At 64.1% G+C, this 14,630-nt stretch carries 12 protein-coding genes and 1 rRNA gene (1 of these 13 running past the window's edge); 4 read left to right on the top strand and 9 right to left on the bottom strand.

The genetic code is table 11. The features are described 5' to 3' along the window. A 16S ribosomal RNA gene (locus ACYJ11_RS07910) occupies positions 1-465 on the bottom strand; it reaches 1,007 nt to the left of the window's first position. 664 nt (positions 466-1,129) lie between these two features. Next, positions 1,130-1,438: a non-histone chromosomal MC1 family protein gene (locus tag ACYJ11_RS07905; RefSeq protein ID WP_004516406.1), complete on the bottom strand. Its 309-nt coding sequence runs from the start codon at positions 1,436-1,438 to the stop codon at positions 1,130-1,132. Between the two features lie 248 nt (positions 1,439-1,686). Between ACYJ11_RS07905 and ACYJ11_RS07900 the strand changes: the two genes are divergently transcribed. The 3 genes from ACYJ11_RS07900 to ACYJ11_RS07890 all read left to right on the top strand — a co-directional run bounded on the left by ACYJ11_RS07900 (position 1,687) and on the right by ACYJ11_RS07890 (position 3,560). Next, the gene (locus ACYJ11_RS07900) at positions 1,687-1,884 is read left to right on the top strand and encodes a hypothetical protein (RefSeq protein ID WP_004516407.1); all 198 of its coding nucleotides are present in this window, start codon (positions 1,687-1,689) and stop codon (positions 1,882-1,884) included. A 104-nt stretch (positions 1,885-1,988) separates the two neighbouring features. Then, positions 1,989-3,041, top strand: a complete 1,053-nt coding sequence (locus ACYJ11_RS07895; RefSeq protein WP_461647355.1) for a quinone-dependent dihydroorotate dehydrogenase — start codon at positions 1,989-1,991, stop codon at positions 3,039-3,041. 39 nt (positions 3,042-3,080) lie between these two features. Next, positions 3,081-3,560, top strand: coding sequence for an RDD family protein (locus ACYJ11_RS07890; protein WP_461647354.1), 480 nt, complete (start codon positions 3,081-3,083; stop codon positions 3,558-3,560). Between the two features lie 33 nt (positions 3,561-3,593). On the opposite strand, the gene pheT is transcribed toward ACYJ11_RS07890, so the two are convergent. The 5 genes from pheT to ACYJ11_RS07865 form a co-directional block, all read right to left on the bottom strand. Beyond that, the gene (pheT, locus tag ACYJ11_RS07885) at positions 3,594-5,336 is read right to left on the bottom strand and encodes a phenylalanine--tRNA ligase subunit beta (protein ID WP_461647353.1); all 1,743 of its coding nucleotides are present in this window, start codon (positions 5,334-5,336) and stop codon (positions 3,594-3,596) included. Beyond that, on the bottom strand, positions 5,336-6,847 hold the full coding sequence (gene pheS / locus ACYJ11_RS07880; protein WP_461647352.1) for a phenylalanine--tRNA ligase subunit alpha: 1,512 nt from the start codon (positions 6,845-6,847) through the stop codon (positions 5,336-5,338). The genes pheT and pheS overlap by 1 nt, the downstream gene beginning before the upstream one ends. 265 nt (positions 6,848-7,112) lie before the next feature. Beyond that, positions 7,113-8,762, bottom strand: a complete 1,650-nt coding sequence (locus ACYJ11_RS07875; protein WP_461647351.1) for a tryptophan--tRNA ligase — start codon at positions 8,760-8,762, stop codon at positions 7,113-7,115. A gap of 131 nt (positions 8,763-8,893) precedes the next feature. Next, positions 8,894-9,904 (bottom strand): tRNA-intron lyase, encoded by a 1,011-nt coding sequence (endA, locus tag ACYJ11_RS07870; protein WP_461647350.1) that lies wholly within the window; start codon positions 9,902-9,904, stop codon positions 8,894-8,896. An 87-nt stretch (positions 9,905-9,991) separates the two neighbouring features. Further along, the gene (locus ACYJ11_RS07865; RefSeq protein WP_461647349.1) at positions 9,992-10,714 is read right to left on the bottom strand and encodes a PDDEXK family nuclease; all 723 of its coding nucleotides are present in this window, start codon (positions 10,712-10,714) and stop codon (positions 9,992-9,994) included. A gap of 118 nt (positions 10,715-10,832) precedes the next feature. On the opposite strand from ACYJ11_RS07865, the gene ACYJ11_RS07860 reads away from it, so the two are divergent. Then, the gene (locus ACYJ11_RS07860) at positions 10,833-11,489 is read left to right on the top strand and encodes an HAD family hydrolase (protein ID WP_461647348.1); all 657 of its coding nucleotides are present in this window, start codon (positions 10,833-10,835) and stop codon (positions 11,487-11,489) included. A gap of 191 nt (positions 11,490-11,680) precedes the next feature. Here the strand turns inward: ACYJ11_RS07860 and ACYJ11_RS07855 are convergent, their stop codons facing one another. Together ACYJ11_RS07855 and ACYJ11_RS07850 are read right to left on the bottom strand one after the other, a co-directional pair. Beyond that, positions 11,681-11,920, bottom strand: coding sequence for a hypothetical protein (locus tag ACYJ11_RS07855; RefSeq protein WP_229775227.1), 240 nt, complete (start codon positions 11,918-11,920; stop codon positions 11,681-11,683). Between the two features lie 205 nt (positions 11,921-12,125). Further along, positions 12,126-14,495 carry a DEAD/DEAH box helicase gene (locus tag ACYJ11_RS07850; RefSeq protein ID WP_461647384.1) on the bottom strand — a complete coding sequence of 790 codons (2,370 nt, stop codon included), beginning with the start codon at positions 14,493-14,495 and terminating at the stop codon, positions 12,126-12,128. Positions 14,496-14,630 lie beyond the last annotated feature (135 nt).

The following is a 14,630-nucleotide window of genomic DNA, read 5'->3' as shown; positions in this document are numbered from 1 at the left end:
CGGCGGCTGGCACCGGTCTTGCCCAGTCCTTGTTCCTGTACCACCTTACGGTACAGAAAAGCGAGGGCTATATGCCCTCGCACTCGGAGTCCCCCTATCGCACTGTCGTGCAGTGTAAAGGTTTCGCGCCTGCTGCGCCCCGTAGGGCCCGGTATCTTGTCTCAGATACCGTCTCCGGGTTCTTGCTCTCACAACCCGTACCGATTATCGGCATGGTGGGCCATTACCCCACCATCTACCTAATCGGCCGCAGCCACATCCTACAGCGCCGGAACGTTTCTAACTCTCTGCACTCCAGCATGAGAGTTATATCCGCTATTGGCCTCAGTTTCCCGAGGTTATTGCGGTCTGTAGGGTAGTTTGGCCACGTGTTACTGAGCTATATGCCACGGGTCTAAGCCCGTGCGACTAGCATGGCTAAATCGGACTCCGATAGCAATGGCCTCCGGCAGGATCAACCGGAATGTATCCCGGCACAAGGCCGGGGGGTTAGGCGGGATCACACCCATATAATGGGTGTGGTCGCTATCGAAGGGTGTTCGAGGACACCCGTCGACCGAGTGTCACCGAACTATCAGGGCTAACATCAGATCCCATCTTGACGGCGGACCGCAGGGGTGGAATCCTCATTTCTTCGGACCTGATTGTTGTCTCGAAGCCACCATAAAGGCTTCGAGTTTCGTTGGCGAGTTAATCCCGCCTGGTCCGTGTCGGCAGGGGTTCGATGTTCCCGACCGAACGTCGTTCGCGTTCATTCCGAACGCCCTGTTACACTTAAGGGCGTCGGATCGGGCTCGCGTCGAACCGCACGACGCGAGCGACCTTCGCGTTCATTCCGAACGCCCTGTTACACTTAAGGGCATCGGAACGAGTGCGTTCGTTCGGGGGCGTCGGCCCCTGACCGCGTTCGCATTTCATTTCGATGGGTGAGCCACACTTAACCCCGTCGAAGGAGATCGTCTGCGGGCCGCGATTACACGGGTGTGAGTGTCCCACACGTCTATGAACAGGGAGTATGGATTACGGAACAGATAGCTGTGACAGATGCCCCCTACTGTCCTCGCGCGCACGTGGATGCGTATGTCAAGGCGTCAACTTCGAAGGCCAGCAAAAATGTCGGGAATTCGACCTAGATCTCGTCTAGGTGTTCGACGCCCTGCTTCGAGACGTTCCCTTTCGTGATATCGCCGGGCATCCAGTCGGGTTTGTCGTCGGGTGCCTCCTCGACCCATGCCCACGCTTCGTAGATGTGGACTTTGTGGGTTCCTTTCTCCCGTAGTCGTATCTCCTCAGGGTCAGCCTGATCTTCACCGTCGGCCGGCTCAAGTCGACGTGCTGCCTTCAGCGCAGCCTGCCGAGGTGTTCCGCCCGAGAAGACGCTCGATTCGTCACCGTCTTCGCGCAGTGCGAAGTTGCGCTTGTCACTGTCGGGTGCCATGGATTTCACCGCTCCATGCCAATTCAGCACATGGCAGAACATAAATATACCCCCCAATCCGCCCTCCGTCGGGGGATGCTTTTATACAGTGGTGCCGCTGCGTACCAGTTCGAACCTGCAAACCGGCTGGCTCAAGCCAGATATTCGGGCCGAAATCGTCACGCGCGTCCACAAAACCGCCAGCCAGCGACCGACGGCACGGTAGACTTAAGTGTATCCTGCGGTGAAGTGCGGAGTAGGATAGCGCGATGGTGCGAAAGAAGAAGCTCAGCCCGAGTGGCGCCAAAGATGAGGACGGCGAGTACCACAACGTACATATCAACATTCACGAAGACGAGCTAGCCGTCGCCGGGATGGAGATCGGTGACGAAGTGTTCGTCCGCGTCCGCGACAACAAAATTATTATCCAGAAAGCCGACCCGGAAGAGGTCGAACACGACTTTTGAGGCACCATCGACGGTGACACAGTGCCACTGGGCGGGGCTGTTGGGCCGACGCCCGAAATCGGTCAGTCACCACCGTTCTTCGAGCTAACCCGAACACCCACACAATGAGACCCTACGATATCGCGAAACCACTCCTGTTTTCGCTGCCAGCAGAAACCGCCAACCGGAGCGTCCATCGACTGTTAGAGGCAGTTGATGGAACCCGAATCGCCGACGCGATGGCCGACCGCTACACCGTCACTGACGACCGGCTCGCAGTGGAGGCGTTCGGTTACACGTTCGACAACCCCGTCGGAGTCGCTGCCGGTTTCGACAAGAACGCCACCATCCCCAGTGCGCTGGCGTCACTAGGCTTCGGCTTCGCCGAAGTCGGCGGTGTCACGGCCGAGCCACAGACCGGGAACGCCCGCCCGCGGATGTTCCGGCTCAGAGAGGACGAGGCGATAATCAACCGGATGGGACTGAACAACGACGGGGCCATCGTCATCGGCGAGCGACTGAAGAACGTCGACGCCCCGTTCCCGGTCGGCGTCAACATCGCCAAGACGGAACACGTCGGGACGGATGAGGCCCCAGAAGACTACCGAACCACGTATGAACACGTCGCCGAAGGTGGGGACTTCTTCGTCGTCAACGTCTCCTGTCCCAACTCAGAGGGGTTCGAGGAACTGCAGAACCGCGACGCGATGGAGGCTATCCTCGGCGAGCTACAGGACGCGGGCGCGGCCCCGCTGCTCGTGAAGCTCTCACCGGACCTTCCCGAACCGGCGGTCGAGGACGCGCTCGATCTGGTGACCGAACTCGACCTCGACGGTGTCGTCGCGACCAATACGACGACGGACCGGCCCGCCAGCCTGCGCTCGCCGAACGCGGTCGAGACAGGCGGCCTCTCAGGGAAACCAATCGAGAACGAGGCGACCGAGATGGTTCGGTTCGTTGCCGAGCGTGTCGACGTGCCCGTTGTCGGCGTCGGTGGCATCTCGACGGCGGAGGGCGCATACCGGAAGATCCGCGCCGGGGCCTCGCTCGTCCAGCTGTACACCGGCCTGGTCTACCGCGGTCCGTCCACCGCACGCGAAATCAATTCTGGACTGCTCGACTTGCTCGCCGAGGACGGCTTCGACTCGGTCGAGGACGCCGTCGGCGCGGACCTGTAGCTGGCAAATCTTGAAGTACAGTTGCAGCGAACCGGCGACATGGCCGACACCCGCCGCACGCTGCATATCGCATCCTGGGACGACCGCTTTCTCGCGTGGCTTCTCGACATCCTGCTCGTCGGTGTCGTCCTCTCCGCACTGGGCGAGGTCGCAGGCGTGTTCGCTCTCCTGAACGGCGGCCTCTCGGGTACCACTCCGTTCACCGGCCTGAACGGGCTCGGCCTCTTCGTGTACTGGACGGTCTTGGAAGGCCGGCAGGGGCAGTCGGTCGGGAAAATAGTGATGAACATCGCCGTCACGGACGAACGCGGCGAAGCCATCGACTACGTGACAGCGGCAATCGAGAGCTTCGGGAAAGCGTTCCTGCTGCCCCTCGATATCCTCGTCGGCTGGCTGGCCTACGAGAAGGAAGGGCTGCGGCTGTTCAACAAGCTCTCTTCGACCATCGTCATCGAAACCGACGAAGAGGAAGCCGAGAAGCCGAGCGACGTAGAGTACGTGTATCCGAGCGACAGGTAGAGCCGAGGGAGCGCTTCGCCGGCTCAGCCGGACTTACTCCAGTGCATCCAGACGGAACTCGAAGGCGGCGACCGGCAGCTCCAGATCGTGTTCGACAAGCACTTTCGGATGAATTTCGCCGATGACGCCGACCGACTCCCCGTCAAGGACGACCTCGGCGGCGCGGCCGCCGATGAACGACGGATGCGTGGTTGGTGGCGTTTCGAGGTCCTTGTCGAAGGCGTCGGCGAGCGCCTGCAGACGAGCCTTCGCGTCCTCGTACGAGGCGTCCGTGCGCGCGAGCGCGGCGGCGACGGTACGGTGTTCGGCGACGCCGGTATTCTCCGAGTCGTCGAGACCGGCGGCCAGCCCGATTTCGGCGAGGTCCTGCGGGTAGCTCCGGTGTGTGTTGTTCTCCAACACCATCATGATAGAGGGGAGCGCCCACGTTCGGAGGATGGTGTAGTCCTCGCTGTAGGGCTCTTGGATGGTGACGGGGTCGGTCTGACCGACGACATCCCCGCCCGTGGTGTCGGGGTCCAACCCCATCCGCTCGAAGTTCTCGACCTCGTTTATCATATGGAAGTTCAGCAGGTCCTCGAAGCCCAGTCCGACGAGCGCGTCGCGGGCGGCGTCCTCCAGCCTGGACCGCTCGTGGCGGCCGCCGACCGTCGACACGTCGGGGTAGGTCGGTTCGAGGCTGTTGAACCCGAGTGCCCGGCCGATGTCGTCGATGATGTCCAGCGGGTGGATGACATCGACGCGGTACGGCGGAACCTCGACTTCGTAGGACATGCCGTCATCGGATTCGGTTTCGGTGGCGTCGAGACCGGCCCGCTCGGCGTAGTCGATGACCTCGCGGCTGTCCAGCGAGACGCCGAGAATGGACTCGATGCGGTCGTGGGTAACCGTCTTCGTCCGAACGGAGAAGTCCGGTCGTTCCAGCGTCTTGCCGGCGTACTCACCGGGCGCATCCTCGGCGTAGGACACGTCGACCTGCTCGACCTGCCCGCCGCGGGCGGCGAGCGCGTAGCAGACGATGTTGCACATGTGGTCGATAGTCCACTGGTCGGTCCCGGTCATCTCGATGAACAGGTCCCGGGAGTCGACGCTGACCTCGGTCCGGCGGCCGTTGATGACCGGCGGGAACGAGAACAGCCCGATGGCGTCGTAGATGGCCGGCACACGGTCGAAATCGGCCACGAGATCGCCGTAGGTCTGGCCGGTCTCGTGGGACGCCATGACCTCGCTGGGGGTCATCTCCGCGTCGGCGTCCAGCGGGACGAACGTGGCCTCGTCGGGGTCAGCGCTGGTGTAGGTGATGGACTTGCCCGTCTCGTCCGTGACCGAGTCGCCTTTCAGCATCGTGAGGTCGTGGACGCCGATCGCGCCTTTCGCCCGTTTGCGGCCCATCGTCGCGTGGAGCTTCTCCTGAAGTTGGATGAGTGACTCCAGTGCGGCCTCGTCCATATCCAGGCCGCGGACGATAGCGCCGGTGACGTAGGGGCGCTCGTCGGGTTGGTCCTCAACCTCAATCGTCCAGTCGGCGCTGTTCGTGTTGGGGATATCCACGCCGCGGTCGTCGCCGTAGTGGTAGCGAAGCGACCGCGCGACACCCTCAACGGAGAGGCGGTCCAGTCGGTCCGGCGCGAACTCCAGCTGGAACTCGTCGTCTTCGGTCCAGCCCTCGAATTCAAGGCCGAGATCGAACAGGTCCGATTTGAGTTCGTCGTCGTCTTTCTCGTCGTGCCCGGTCAGATACCGCAGTTCGTCGGGGTCGACATCGACGACTGGCATCAGCGGATCACCTCCGTCTCCCGCAGCAGTTCAAGATCACACAGCGTCCCGTGCACGTCGCGGATATCCTCGAAGCCGTACATGAGCATGAGTAGTCGTTCGAGCGAGAGGCCCCACGCCATCACGTCACAGTCGACGCCAAGCGGCGTGAGCACCTCGTCGCGGAAAATCCCGGAGTTACCTACCTCGACGACCTCGCCGGTCTCGGGGTGGGTGCCGAACAGTTCGAAGCTCGGCTCCGTGTAGGGGTTGTAGTGGGGCTTGAACTCCAGGTCGGTGATACCGAACTGCTCGTAGAACTCCGTGAACGTCCCCATCAGGTCCCGCACCGAAAGGTCCTCGGCCATCACCCAGCCCTCGATCTGGAAGAACTCCAGCAGATGCGTCGGGTCGAGCGTGTCGTTTCGGTACACCTTCTCGACGCTGAAGTAGCGCTCGGGCGGGTCGAGTTCGCCGACCTGATGGCCCGAGAGGTAGCGCATCGACAGCGAGGTGGTGTGGCCGCGCAGGTCCATCCCGCGGGCGATGTCCTCGGTCCACGGCGAGTGGTACCCCTCGCCGTCAGGGCCGACGCCCTCCTTGTGGGCCGAGCGGACCCGTTCGACGAGGTCCGGAGGGAGGTGACCGATCTCTTCGGGCTCCTCCAGGGCGAACTGATCCCAGTGGGTCCGGGCCGGGTGGTCCTGGGGCATGAACAGGCAGTCGTTGATCCAGAACTGAGCGTCGGCATGAGGGCCTTCCATCTCGGAGAAGCCCATGCCGACGAGCGTGTCCTTCACGCGGTTTGCCGTCTGGCGGAGGATGTGCTCCTTGCCGTGACTCACGTCTTCGGCGTCAGCCTCGACGTTGTACTCGGTGAAAGCAACGTCCTCCCACTCGCCGCTGGTGAGCATCTCAGGGGTAAGCTGGTCGACTGTCTCGGCGGCTTCGACACCTTCCATCAGCGCGGTGACACCGTCGTCAGTGAGCTGGACCGAGCGGACGGTTTCCTCACGCACATCGAGGAGGCCACGCCGTTCCAGCTGATCGAGCGCGTCCGTGTCAGCGTCCTCGACGCGCCTGTCTGCGACAGCCTCCAGCGCCAGCATCTCGGGGTCGGACCCGGGATCGGCGTCTTGGTTGGCCGTGATCTCGCCGCTTTCGATGCTGCCGTAGGCCTTGCGGGCGTAGTTCGAGAGCGCGATGTCGACTGCGCCGCCTTCGAGGCCGGACGCGCCGATGACCTGTCCCATCTGGACCGGGCCGTCGGCCGCGCCGGCGTCGATAGCGGCCTCGTAAAGGTCCTGTTCTGGCAGACTCTCCCGGATGTACCGGTCGCCCTCGTCAGTGAGTTCGTAGTGTTCCAGCGTCTCCTCGGAGACGGACACCAGCCCGTCAGCTTCGAGTTCGAACGCCGCTCTGGTGGCCGCTTCGGGCTTGAGGTCAGCCTCTGCAGCCACGTCGTCGATTCGCCTGTCTTCCTGTGCGTCGGCGGCCTGCAGGACGGCCACCTGTGCCTGTGGTCGTTTCATACGGGTGTCTCGGTCTTGTGGGGATAACCGCGGGTCGCTCAGTTAACGGTTCTCACTTCCTGCTCGCGGTTTCGTCCGACCACGCCTCTCGACGCCGTCAGAGTCCACGCGCGGTCAGGCAGCGAAAAAGAAGCCGAACCCCGGACTATCGGATAGCTGGCGAACGACGCCGGCACGGTGGGATTCGGGTGCCATGTCTGAGCGGTTGTGACTGGTAGATATAAACGTTGTGCGTGTGCTCGTCTCGACACGAAAGGAGCGGTTCTCAGTCCGCGCTCGTCGGTGCGCGGTCGGAGTCGAGGTCGATGTCGAGCTCCTCGAGCCTGTCTTCCCACTCCGCGCGTTTCTCCTGGTGTTCTTCGAGGAACTGCTCCATCAGTTCGGCGGCCTGTTCCTTACAGCCGCCACAGAGACGTTCGCCGCCGACGCACTCATCGTACACTTCTTTCGCGAACTCGTCGTCGTCACCCGAGAGCAGGTAGGCGTACAGCTCGTACACCGGACACTCGTCAGCTTTGCCGCCTTTCTCACGCTGTTCCTCGGCTGTGGAGCGACCGCCGGTAGTCGCCGATTTCACTTTGTCGTAGCCGTCCTCTGGGTCGTCCAGCAGCGAGATGTGCGAGGCTGGAATCGATGAGGACATTTTGCCGCCGGTGAGGCCGGTCATGAACCGGTGATAGATCGAGGACGGCGGCTGGAAGCCGTAGCCGCCGTTGTCAAGTTCGACCTGCCGGGCCAGTTCCTCGGCCTCGGCGTGGTCCAAGTCGAAGGTGTCGATGTGCTCGTCGTACACCCGCTTTTCGCCGTCGATAGCCTCGATGAGCGCCTCGAAAGCCTCGTCTGTGGCGTTACGGTCGAGGAATCGGATCCGTGGTCGGAGCGGTTCCTTCCCGGCTTCGTCGAGTTTCGCGACGACGGACTCACGGGCGTTGGCGGGCGCTGGCTGGTGCTCGCGCAGCCAGTCGGCGGCCTCGCCACACCGAGGTCGGTCGGCGTCCTCGGCGTAGTCCTCGCGGGCGTCGTAAGCCTGCCGGAGCAGTGTCCGCTCGACCCCGTCGGCCTCGAAACTGGCGAAGGCTTCCGTCACGCCGAAGTACCGCATCCGCGCGGCGAGGTCCCGTGCCAGCCGCATGTGCGGGTCCTGATCCGGGCCGACGGGGATGACCGTTGGCTTGGGCTCGTCCAGTTGCGGATAGAGGATGTCGGCCATCTGCGTGACGACCGATTGCATGTGCGAGACATCCGTCTCGCCGTCGAAGTCGTAGATGGCCTGCAGCTCCGAGAAGTTCGCCTCCGCGCCGAGTTCAAAGGCGAGGTCCTGCACCTCACGGTTGTCGGACTGGCGGTACAGCGTGCCCTCGTCGGGGTCGAACCCGAGCGCGAGCAGCGACAACAGGTAGTTCGTCGCGTGCTCGTCGATTTCGTCCCACGACAGCCCGCGGGCGCTGTGGGCTTCAAGGTCCGCGATAAGTGCGTAGGCGTCCCCGCCCTGCTGTTGATGCCAGATGATCTCGTCGAAGACGAGCTTGTGCCCGATGTGCGGATCGCCAGTCGGCATGAACCCCGACAGCGCGGCGAAGGGTTCGTCGTTGCGCATCGCCTCGGCGACCGGTCGGTAGTCCCGGTGGCCGAAGATGACGCCCCGCCGCATCAGGTAGTGAGGGTTGGGGACTTCGGGGAGCACCTCGTCGAACTCCTCGATGCCGAACTGCTCGAACAGCTTACGGTAGTCGGCGATAGTCGAGGAGCCCCATGGGTCGAGCGTCGCCTCGTCGGCCCCTTCGGCCTCAGTGCCGCCGTCCGGTAGCACCGGGTCGCCGCCGGAGCGGGTGTCAGGCTCCCGCCACGCTCCGCCCGACTGGCGGCGGTCCTCGTCGGGCGATGCGTCGTCGTGGTGGGAGTCGTCCGTTGTCATGGGTGTGGTCGGCTCGCGGTGAGCCACGTTACAGGTGCTTTGGTTCCGGTCGGCGCAAAAAGGGTTCGTTTCGGTGCGCCGACCGGACCGGCGGACAGACACCAACCGGCCGACCACGGCGCTTGGTCAACTCAGGGGGTCAATCGCTCGACTGCGATCCACTCGATGTCGCCGTCACCGTCGTCCGTCGTGAGCGCGAACACCATCGTCTTCCGGACGCCGTGGGCGAGCCGCACGTCCAGTGCGAGATCCCGCGGCTCGAAGCGGTGATCGGCCGGCAGCACCCGCACCAGTAGCTCCGAGTGCCCGAGGTTGTCGGCACTTTCGACGTCAGCGTAGGTCCGGAAGTCCGCGCCGAACTTGAAGCCGGTCTTCGGCGCGACACCGCTCGCTCGCAGCGCCGCATAGACGGCCAGCCGGCGGTCGAAGCGGTCACCTTCGACCTCGCGGCCCCGCTCAACGACAGCGTCAGCCCCGCCATCGACCGTAAGCAAATCCTCCTGTGCGAGATACGCGGCCTCGACAAGCGAGAGCTGGACCGCGCCGTCGTCGCCGAGTCGCTGGCCGTAGAACGCCTGGTCGTACAGCTCCGCCGGCGGTTCCCAGCACACCACCCGCTCGGCGAGCAGCTCCCCCTCCGTCGTCGGGACGACAGCGTCGCTGGTCCCGTCGACATCTCGCCGGTCGGTATCGAGATAGGTGACTTCGCTCTCCTCATCGACGACCGCTAGCACGCAGTCGCCCAGCGCCGCGGCATCGGCGGTGTCGCGCTCGCCGATAACCCGGACGCGGTAGGCGACCTCGTCGTCCCACGGCCCCTTCCCGCGCGGGTAGACCACGAAGTCTGTGCCTGCGGCGTCATCGACCCATCCCTCGCGGGCCGGCGTGAGGTAAAAACCGCGATCACGGAGGTCTTTGTAGACGGCAAAGTCGACCTCAGAGACGGCCGCCGACCCGAGGAACGCCCGGAAGTCCATGCCGTCGATGCTCTCGATATCCCCGCGGTAGAGGAGGTGTGCGGCCTCCACCGGAGCCAGGTCGATGTCGCCGTTGCGGACCTTCCCGTACCCGCGCGAGTCGTAGAACCGCTCGCGCGCCTCGTAGCCGGCCCGCACGACATCGCCCTCAAGCGTCAGTTCCATGCTCTGACGTGACCCCCGCGGCGACAAAGCCCCTACGGGTCCGAGCCGTCAGCGAAACTGGATGGTACAGGTGTGGAGGCCCAGCCTTCACCCCCGTGCTTCGCAGGAACTGTCCAAACAGCGCGTGCCGCCAGCGGTTTCGAACAGCGGCAGGCCGCAGTCACAGTCGCCGACGACCACGCCGGACGGCATCGAGAAGCCGGTGTCACAGTCGGGATAGTGCTCACAGCCGGCGAGCAGACCGCCACGGCGGAGAATCAGCAGGTCGCCATCACAGTTGGGACAGTCCCACTCGCGGTCGAAGGCCGCGGTGACGGCGTCGTCCAGTGAGTCACACTCCCGGTCGAGGCACAGTTCGAAGGCTCGGCCACGTTCCACCCGAAGTGTCGGGAGTCCGCAGTCGTCACAGCGGCCGCCAGTGACCGCGGCATCGCTCGGAATCCCGTAGGCGGCGTCACAGCCGGTACAGGTGACCTCGCTTCGGGCACGGACCAGCGTCCCGGCACAGTCGGGGCAGTCGCGTACCGGGACACCGGCATTCGAGGCCGGGTAGCGGGCGCTACCGTGTTCCTCGTGAGTGACCACCCGGAGGAGTTCGTCGCCGTCGCGGGCAGTCACCGCTCCGTTGTCGATGGTGACGCTTTCGGCGCGCGTGAGCCACGCGACCGGCTGATATCCTTCGGCATCGTGAACGAGAACAGTGTTGTCCGGTTTGACGACGACGAGCACGTCGCCGCGCTGCTCTCGCTCGCGTGTTCCCTCGAAGACAGTCGTACACTCGCCAGCAATCACACGGGTTCCGTCGTGCATGGACCGTCCTGCCCGGGTTCCGGTACTTAAACCCTCAGTCGGTGAGCGGGGCTTCGTAGCGTGGTCGTCGCTGCCGGAGTCGCAACAGCCAAAGCCGTCGCCGGGCGACAGGGAGGCAATGAGCAAACCACCGGCCGCGGTCTGTTTCGATATGGACGGCGTGCTCGTCCAGTCCGAAGATCACTGGGTCCGTGCACAGCGCGAGGAGATCCTCCCAACGGCCGCACCGAACGACGATATCCCCCTGTCCGCGATTACCGGTCGGAACTACCGAGAAGTGTATCCGGACCTCGCCGCGGAGTACGACCTCGAAATCGGCCAGGAGGCATTCGAGAGACTGTTCGAGGAGCACGGCGAGCGGATTTACAGCGAAGAAGCAACCTTCCTCGACGGGGCACACGAACTGCTCGACGACCTGCGGGACGCCGGCGTGGCGCTAGCGCTGACGACCTCCGCACCGTGGGCCTGGATCGACGTGGCCGACGGGCGCTTCGACCTCCTCTCGAAGTTCGACGTCGCCATCAGCGCCGGCGACATCGACGGCCCCGGCAAGCCGGAGCCGGATATCTACGAGCGAGGTGCGGCGGAACTGGGCGTCACGCCTGAGGACTGCTGGGCCGTCGAAGATTCCACCGCGGGCGCACGTGCCGCCGTCGCCGCTGGGATGACGACTGTCGGGTTCCGCGGTGACGGTGACGAGACTGACCTGTCGATGGTCCACGAGATCGCGGACGACACCGCGTCGCTGCGACAGGTGCTGTTAGGCGGTGTGTAACAGCCGGTATAGCGTTTTTTCGGACATGGGGAGAGGGTCAGAGAAGGTGGGTGATCCGATACGGAACTGAACCAGAGACCGAGGGACAATACCGGGCAGGTGTTAGTACGGTGGGCAGAGATTCAAGGGCACGAAACCAGAAAGCTGCGTGCCGGAAATGCCAGCATGGAGGGGAGGAAGTCCCGGCCAGGTCAGGCGGGATCACCGTATCCTCGGCCCGCCAGCAGGCCGAAGACGTTGAGGGCAACGACACCCACGAAGATGAGGAAGCTCTGGCTGTCCAGTCCGCCCAGCAGCAGCGGCGGGTACGCCAGTGGCGTGACGATAGCCAGCCAGAACGCGATGAACTGTAGGGGACGAGTGAGCGATCGGAGGGCGGCGCTACTGGGGGCAGCTTCCATCGGGGAACGGAAGGGCGATGCACTGGACATGGTGGGCTTCCTCAGTTCTTCGTAAGAACCCAGACCCCCATATAAACGCCAGACCCTTGGGGAAAATTCGAACTCTTTTCGGAATATTAACCGGATTTCAGCACCTTTCAGCGATGTTTCACGGAGGAGAATAACGCTTCGAGAAGTGTTTATAAATTTTATCGAGAGTTCTAAGTTCGTTTCAGAGTGGCAATCGAAACGGCCGTTACCGAACGAGAACTGACCGAGTTTCGGTAATCGTCGGAAGCGGCAGCGCGGGGAACGCGACTTCGACAGTAAAGGTGAGTTCGTCGGCATCCGCGCCGAAGACAGCAACCGGAAGCGTGGCCTGACCGAGATACGACGGTTTGGCGGTCATCTCACGCCCGTTAACCGTGACCCGAAGGCCCGCGCGGGCGCTGCCGCCGGTGTTTTCGACCGTTACCTCCCGCATATCGTTGTCGCCGGGCGCGATTGTCTCGGGGAAATCGCCCCAGTCGATGGAGACGACAGGGAGGTCGCGGGCGTTGGCAAGCACTTGCTCGGCAACGCCCTCGGAGAGGCCGGCACGGACGAGGCCGTCTTCACCGGCTTCGACCACATCAGCGGGCGACGTGAGGCCCGCCGCGGCGAGCTTGCCCGCACGGCCGCTGGCAACACCGTCGATGGCTGTCAGCCCCACCGCGTCGGCGCTGATGCCGTGTTCGACGCGAGCTTCGACCCGACACGCGAGGTTTGCGTAGCGGGCCGGGCCCAGCGTGTCGACGAACTCCCGCATCGCGGCTAGCAGGCGAAGGGCGTTTTGGCGGATGACCCACGCGTCGCTTTTGAGTTCTGTGGGCGTCGTCCCGGTCATACCCGAGCGGAGGATGGCCAGCACCTTGCGCTGGCCGGCGTCGAGGCTGTCGTCGACGCTGTCTCCCAGAACTGCGTGGACGGCGTCTTCCTCGTCGGAGCGGGCACTGACACTATCGAACTCGGTTGCGCCGGCCACCGCAGTCAGCAGGTCGTCAGCGTCCACAGAGACGGCGGAATTCGGGTCTGCGGCGTCCTGACAGCGTTCGGCGACATCCGCAAACCGGCGTGCGGTCGACAGCCGGAGGTAGAACTTCGATGCTAGCTGGCCGAGCCGCGTCGGCTCGACGTTGAGGCCGTCCTGTTCGACGAAGCCCTCGTCGACGAGCGCCGAGAGCGTGTCGCTGACCCGGTTTCGGAGGTCGCTCCCGGCGTCATACTCGTCGGGAGCCGACTGCGAGCGGGCGTAGTAAAACGTGGTCGCGAGCCAGTCCATCACGTCGTCCACATCGTCGATGGTCCCGAGTGCGATTTCGGCGTTCAGGTGGGCGTCGAGTTCGGCGGCCAGCCGTGACTCAATCTCCTTGCCGTCCCGGAGCAGGCGGCGATACTTGTCGGCGTCCGAGCGGTCACAGACGACCCAGGCGTAGCCCATGTCGTCGTAGCCGGGCCGGCCCGCGCGACCGAGCATCTGGAGCACGTCGAGCGGGCTCATGTCGACCTCGCCTTCGAGCGGATCGTGCAGTTTGGTGTCGCGGATGACGACACAGCGGGCGGGGAGGTTCACACCCCACGCGAGCGTCGAGGTCGAGAAGAGGAGCTGAATCTTGCCCTCCTTGAACCACTGCTCGACTCTGTTCTTGTCCTCGCGCGCGAGGCCGGCGTGGTGAAAGCCCACGCCGTCCAGTACGGACTGGCGGAGCGTGTCGTTCGAGAGATCGGCGGCGTCGTTGTGGAAGTCGTAGTCCCCGCGTGCGCCCATGGGGATGTCGCGTTCGGTAATCTCGTCGCGGGCCTTCTTGGCGGCCTGCACCGTGTCTTGACGCGAGGAGACGAAGACGAGCGCCTGCCCCTCCTCACGGATGTGTGGCTCGGCGAGGTCGAGTGCCCGGTAGAGCCGCCGGTACTTGTCGGCGAAGGCGTTCTCACCGTGGGAGTAGGTCTTCACGTCGGCGTTGAGTGGGACCGGACGGTACTTCTCGCCGAAGGCGAACGTGGTTTCATCGGGCGCGTCGAGCCAGTCGGCCACGTCGTCGATGTTCGGCATCGTCGCCGACAACGCCACCACGCGCGGGTCACAGAGCCGACGGAGCCGCGAGACGGTGACTTCGAGCACCGCCCCCCGACGGTCCGAGTCCAGCAGGTGGACCTCGTCGATGACACAGCAGTCCACGTCAGTAATAAAAGAGTAGCGGCTGGTCTCGTGTTTCCGGGTGGCCGAGTCGGCTTTCTCCGGCGTCATCACGAGGATGTCGGCCCGCTCGGCGCGGCGGGGGTTCAGATCCCGCTCGCCGGTGACGACGTAGACGGAGTAGCCCAAGTCTTCGAACCGCTCCCACTCGCTTTCCTTCTCATTTGTGAGCGCGCGCAGCGGTGCGAGAAAGAGCGCGGTCCCGTCCTCGGCGAGCGTCTTGCAGATGGCCAGTTCCGCCAGCGCGGTCTTCCCGCTGGCCGTCGGCGCGCTGACGACGACGTTGTCGTCGCGGTTCAGCAGGGCCGGCAGGGCCGCCGACTGCATCCGGTTGAACTCCTCGAACGGGAACGCGTCGGCGAACTCGGGGAGCACCTCCGCGACCGCCACAGTCGGCTCGCTGTCGGTTCTGGATGACACGTCACAGTCGCAGTTCCGCGACGGCAAAGGCGTTTCTATGGGGGAGCGAACGTGTGCGAGAAGCGAGTCCATTCGCTGGTTTCGAAACATGGCCCCTCGATGCGA

Source organism: Haloarcula sp. H-GB5 (genome assembly GCF_054850705.1).
Note: the sequence above shows the minus strand (reverse complement) of the source record. Positions and strands in the feature narration are given on the sequence as shown.

Excerpts from the sequence above, each read along its gene's own strand:
- ACYJ11_RS07905 (WP_004516406.1), bottom strand. The coding sequence starts at position 1,438 with ATGGCACCCGACAGTGACAAGCGCAACTTCGCACTGCGCGAAGACGGT.
- ACYJ11_RS07900 (WP_004516407.1), top strand. The coding sequence starts at position 1,687 with ATGGTGCGAAAGAAGAAGCTCAGCCCGAGTGGCGCCAAAGATGAGGAC.
- ACYJ11_RS07895 (WP_461647355.1), top strand. The coding sequence starts at position 1,989 with ATGAGACCCTACGATATCGCGAAACCACTCCTGTTTTCGCTGCCAGCA.
- ACYJ11_RS07890 (WP_461647354.1), top strand. The coding sequence starts at position 3,081 with ATGGCCGACACCCGCCGCACGCTGCATATCGCATCCTGGGACGACCGC.
- pheT (WP_461647353.1), bottom strand. The coding sequence starts at position 5,336 with ATGCCAGTCGTCGATGTCGACCCCGACGAACTGCGGTATCTGACCGGG.
- pheS (WP_461647352.1), bottom strand. The coding sequence starts at position 6,847 with ATGAAACGACCACAGGCACAGGTGGCCGTCCTGCAGGCCGCCGACGCA.
- ACYJ11_RS07875 (WP_461647351.1), bottom strand. The coding sequence starts at position 8,762 with ATGACAACGGACGACTCCCACCACGACGACGCATCGCCCGACGAGGAC.
- endA (WP_461647350.1), bottom strand. The coding sequence starts at position 9,904 with ATGGAACTGACGCTTGAGGGCGATGTCGTGCGGGCCGGCTACGAGGCG.
- ACYJ11_RS07865 (WP_461647349.1), bottom strand. The coding sequence starts at position 10,714 with ATGCACGACGGAACCCGTGTGATTGCTGGCGAGTGTACGACTGTCTTC.
- ACYJ11_RS07860 (WP_461647348.1), top strand. The coding sequence starts at position 10,833 with ATGAGCAAACCACCGGCCGCGGTCTGTTTCGATATGGACGGCGTGCTC.
- ACYJ11_RS07855 (WP_229775227.1), bottom strand. The coding sequence starts at position 11,920 with ATGTCCAGTGCATCGCCCTTCCGTTCCCCGATGGAAGCTGCCCCCAGT.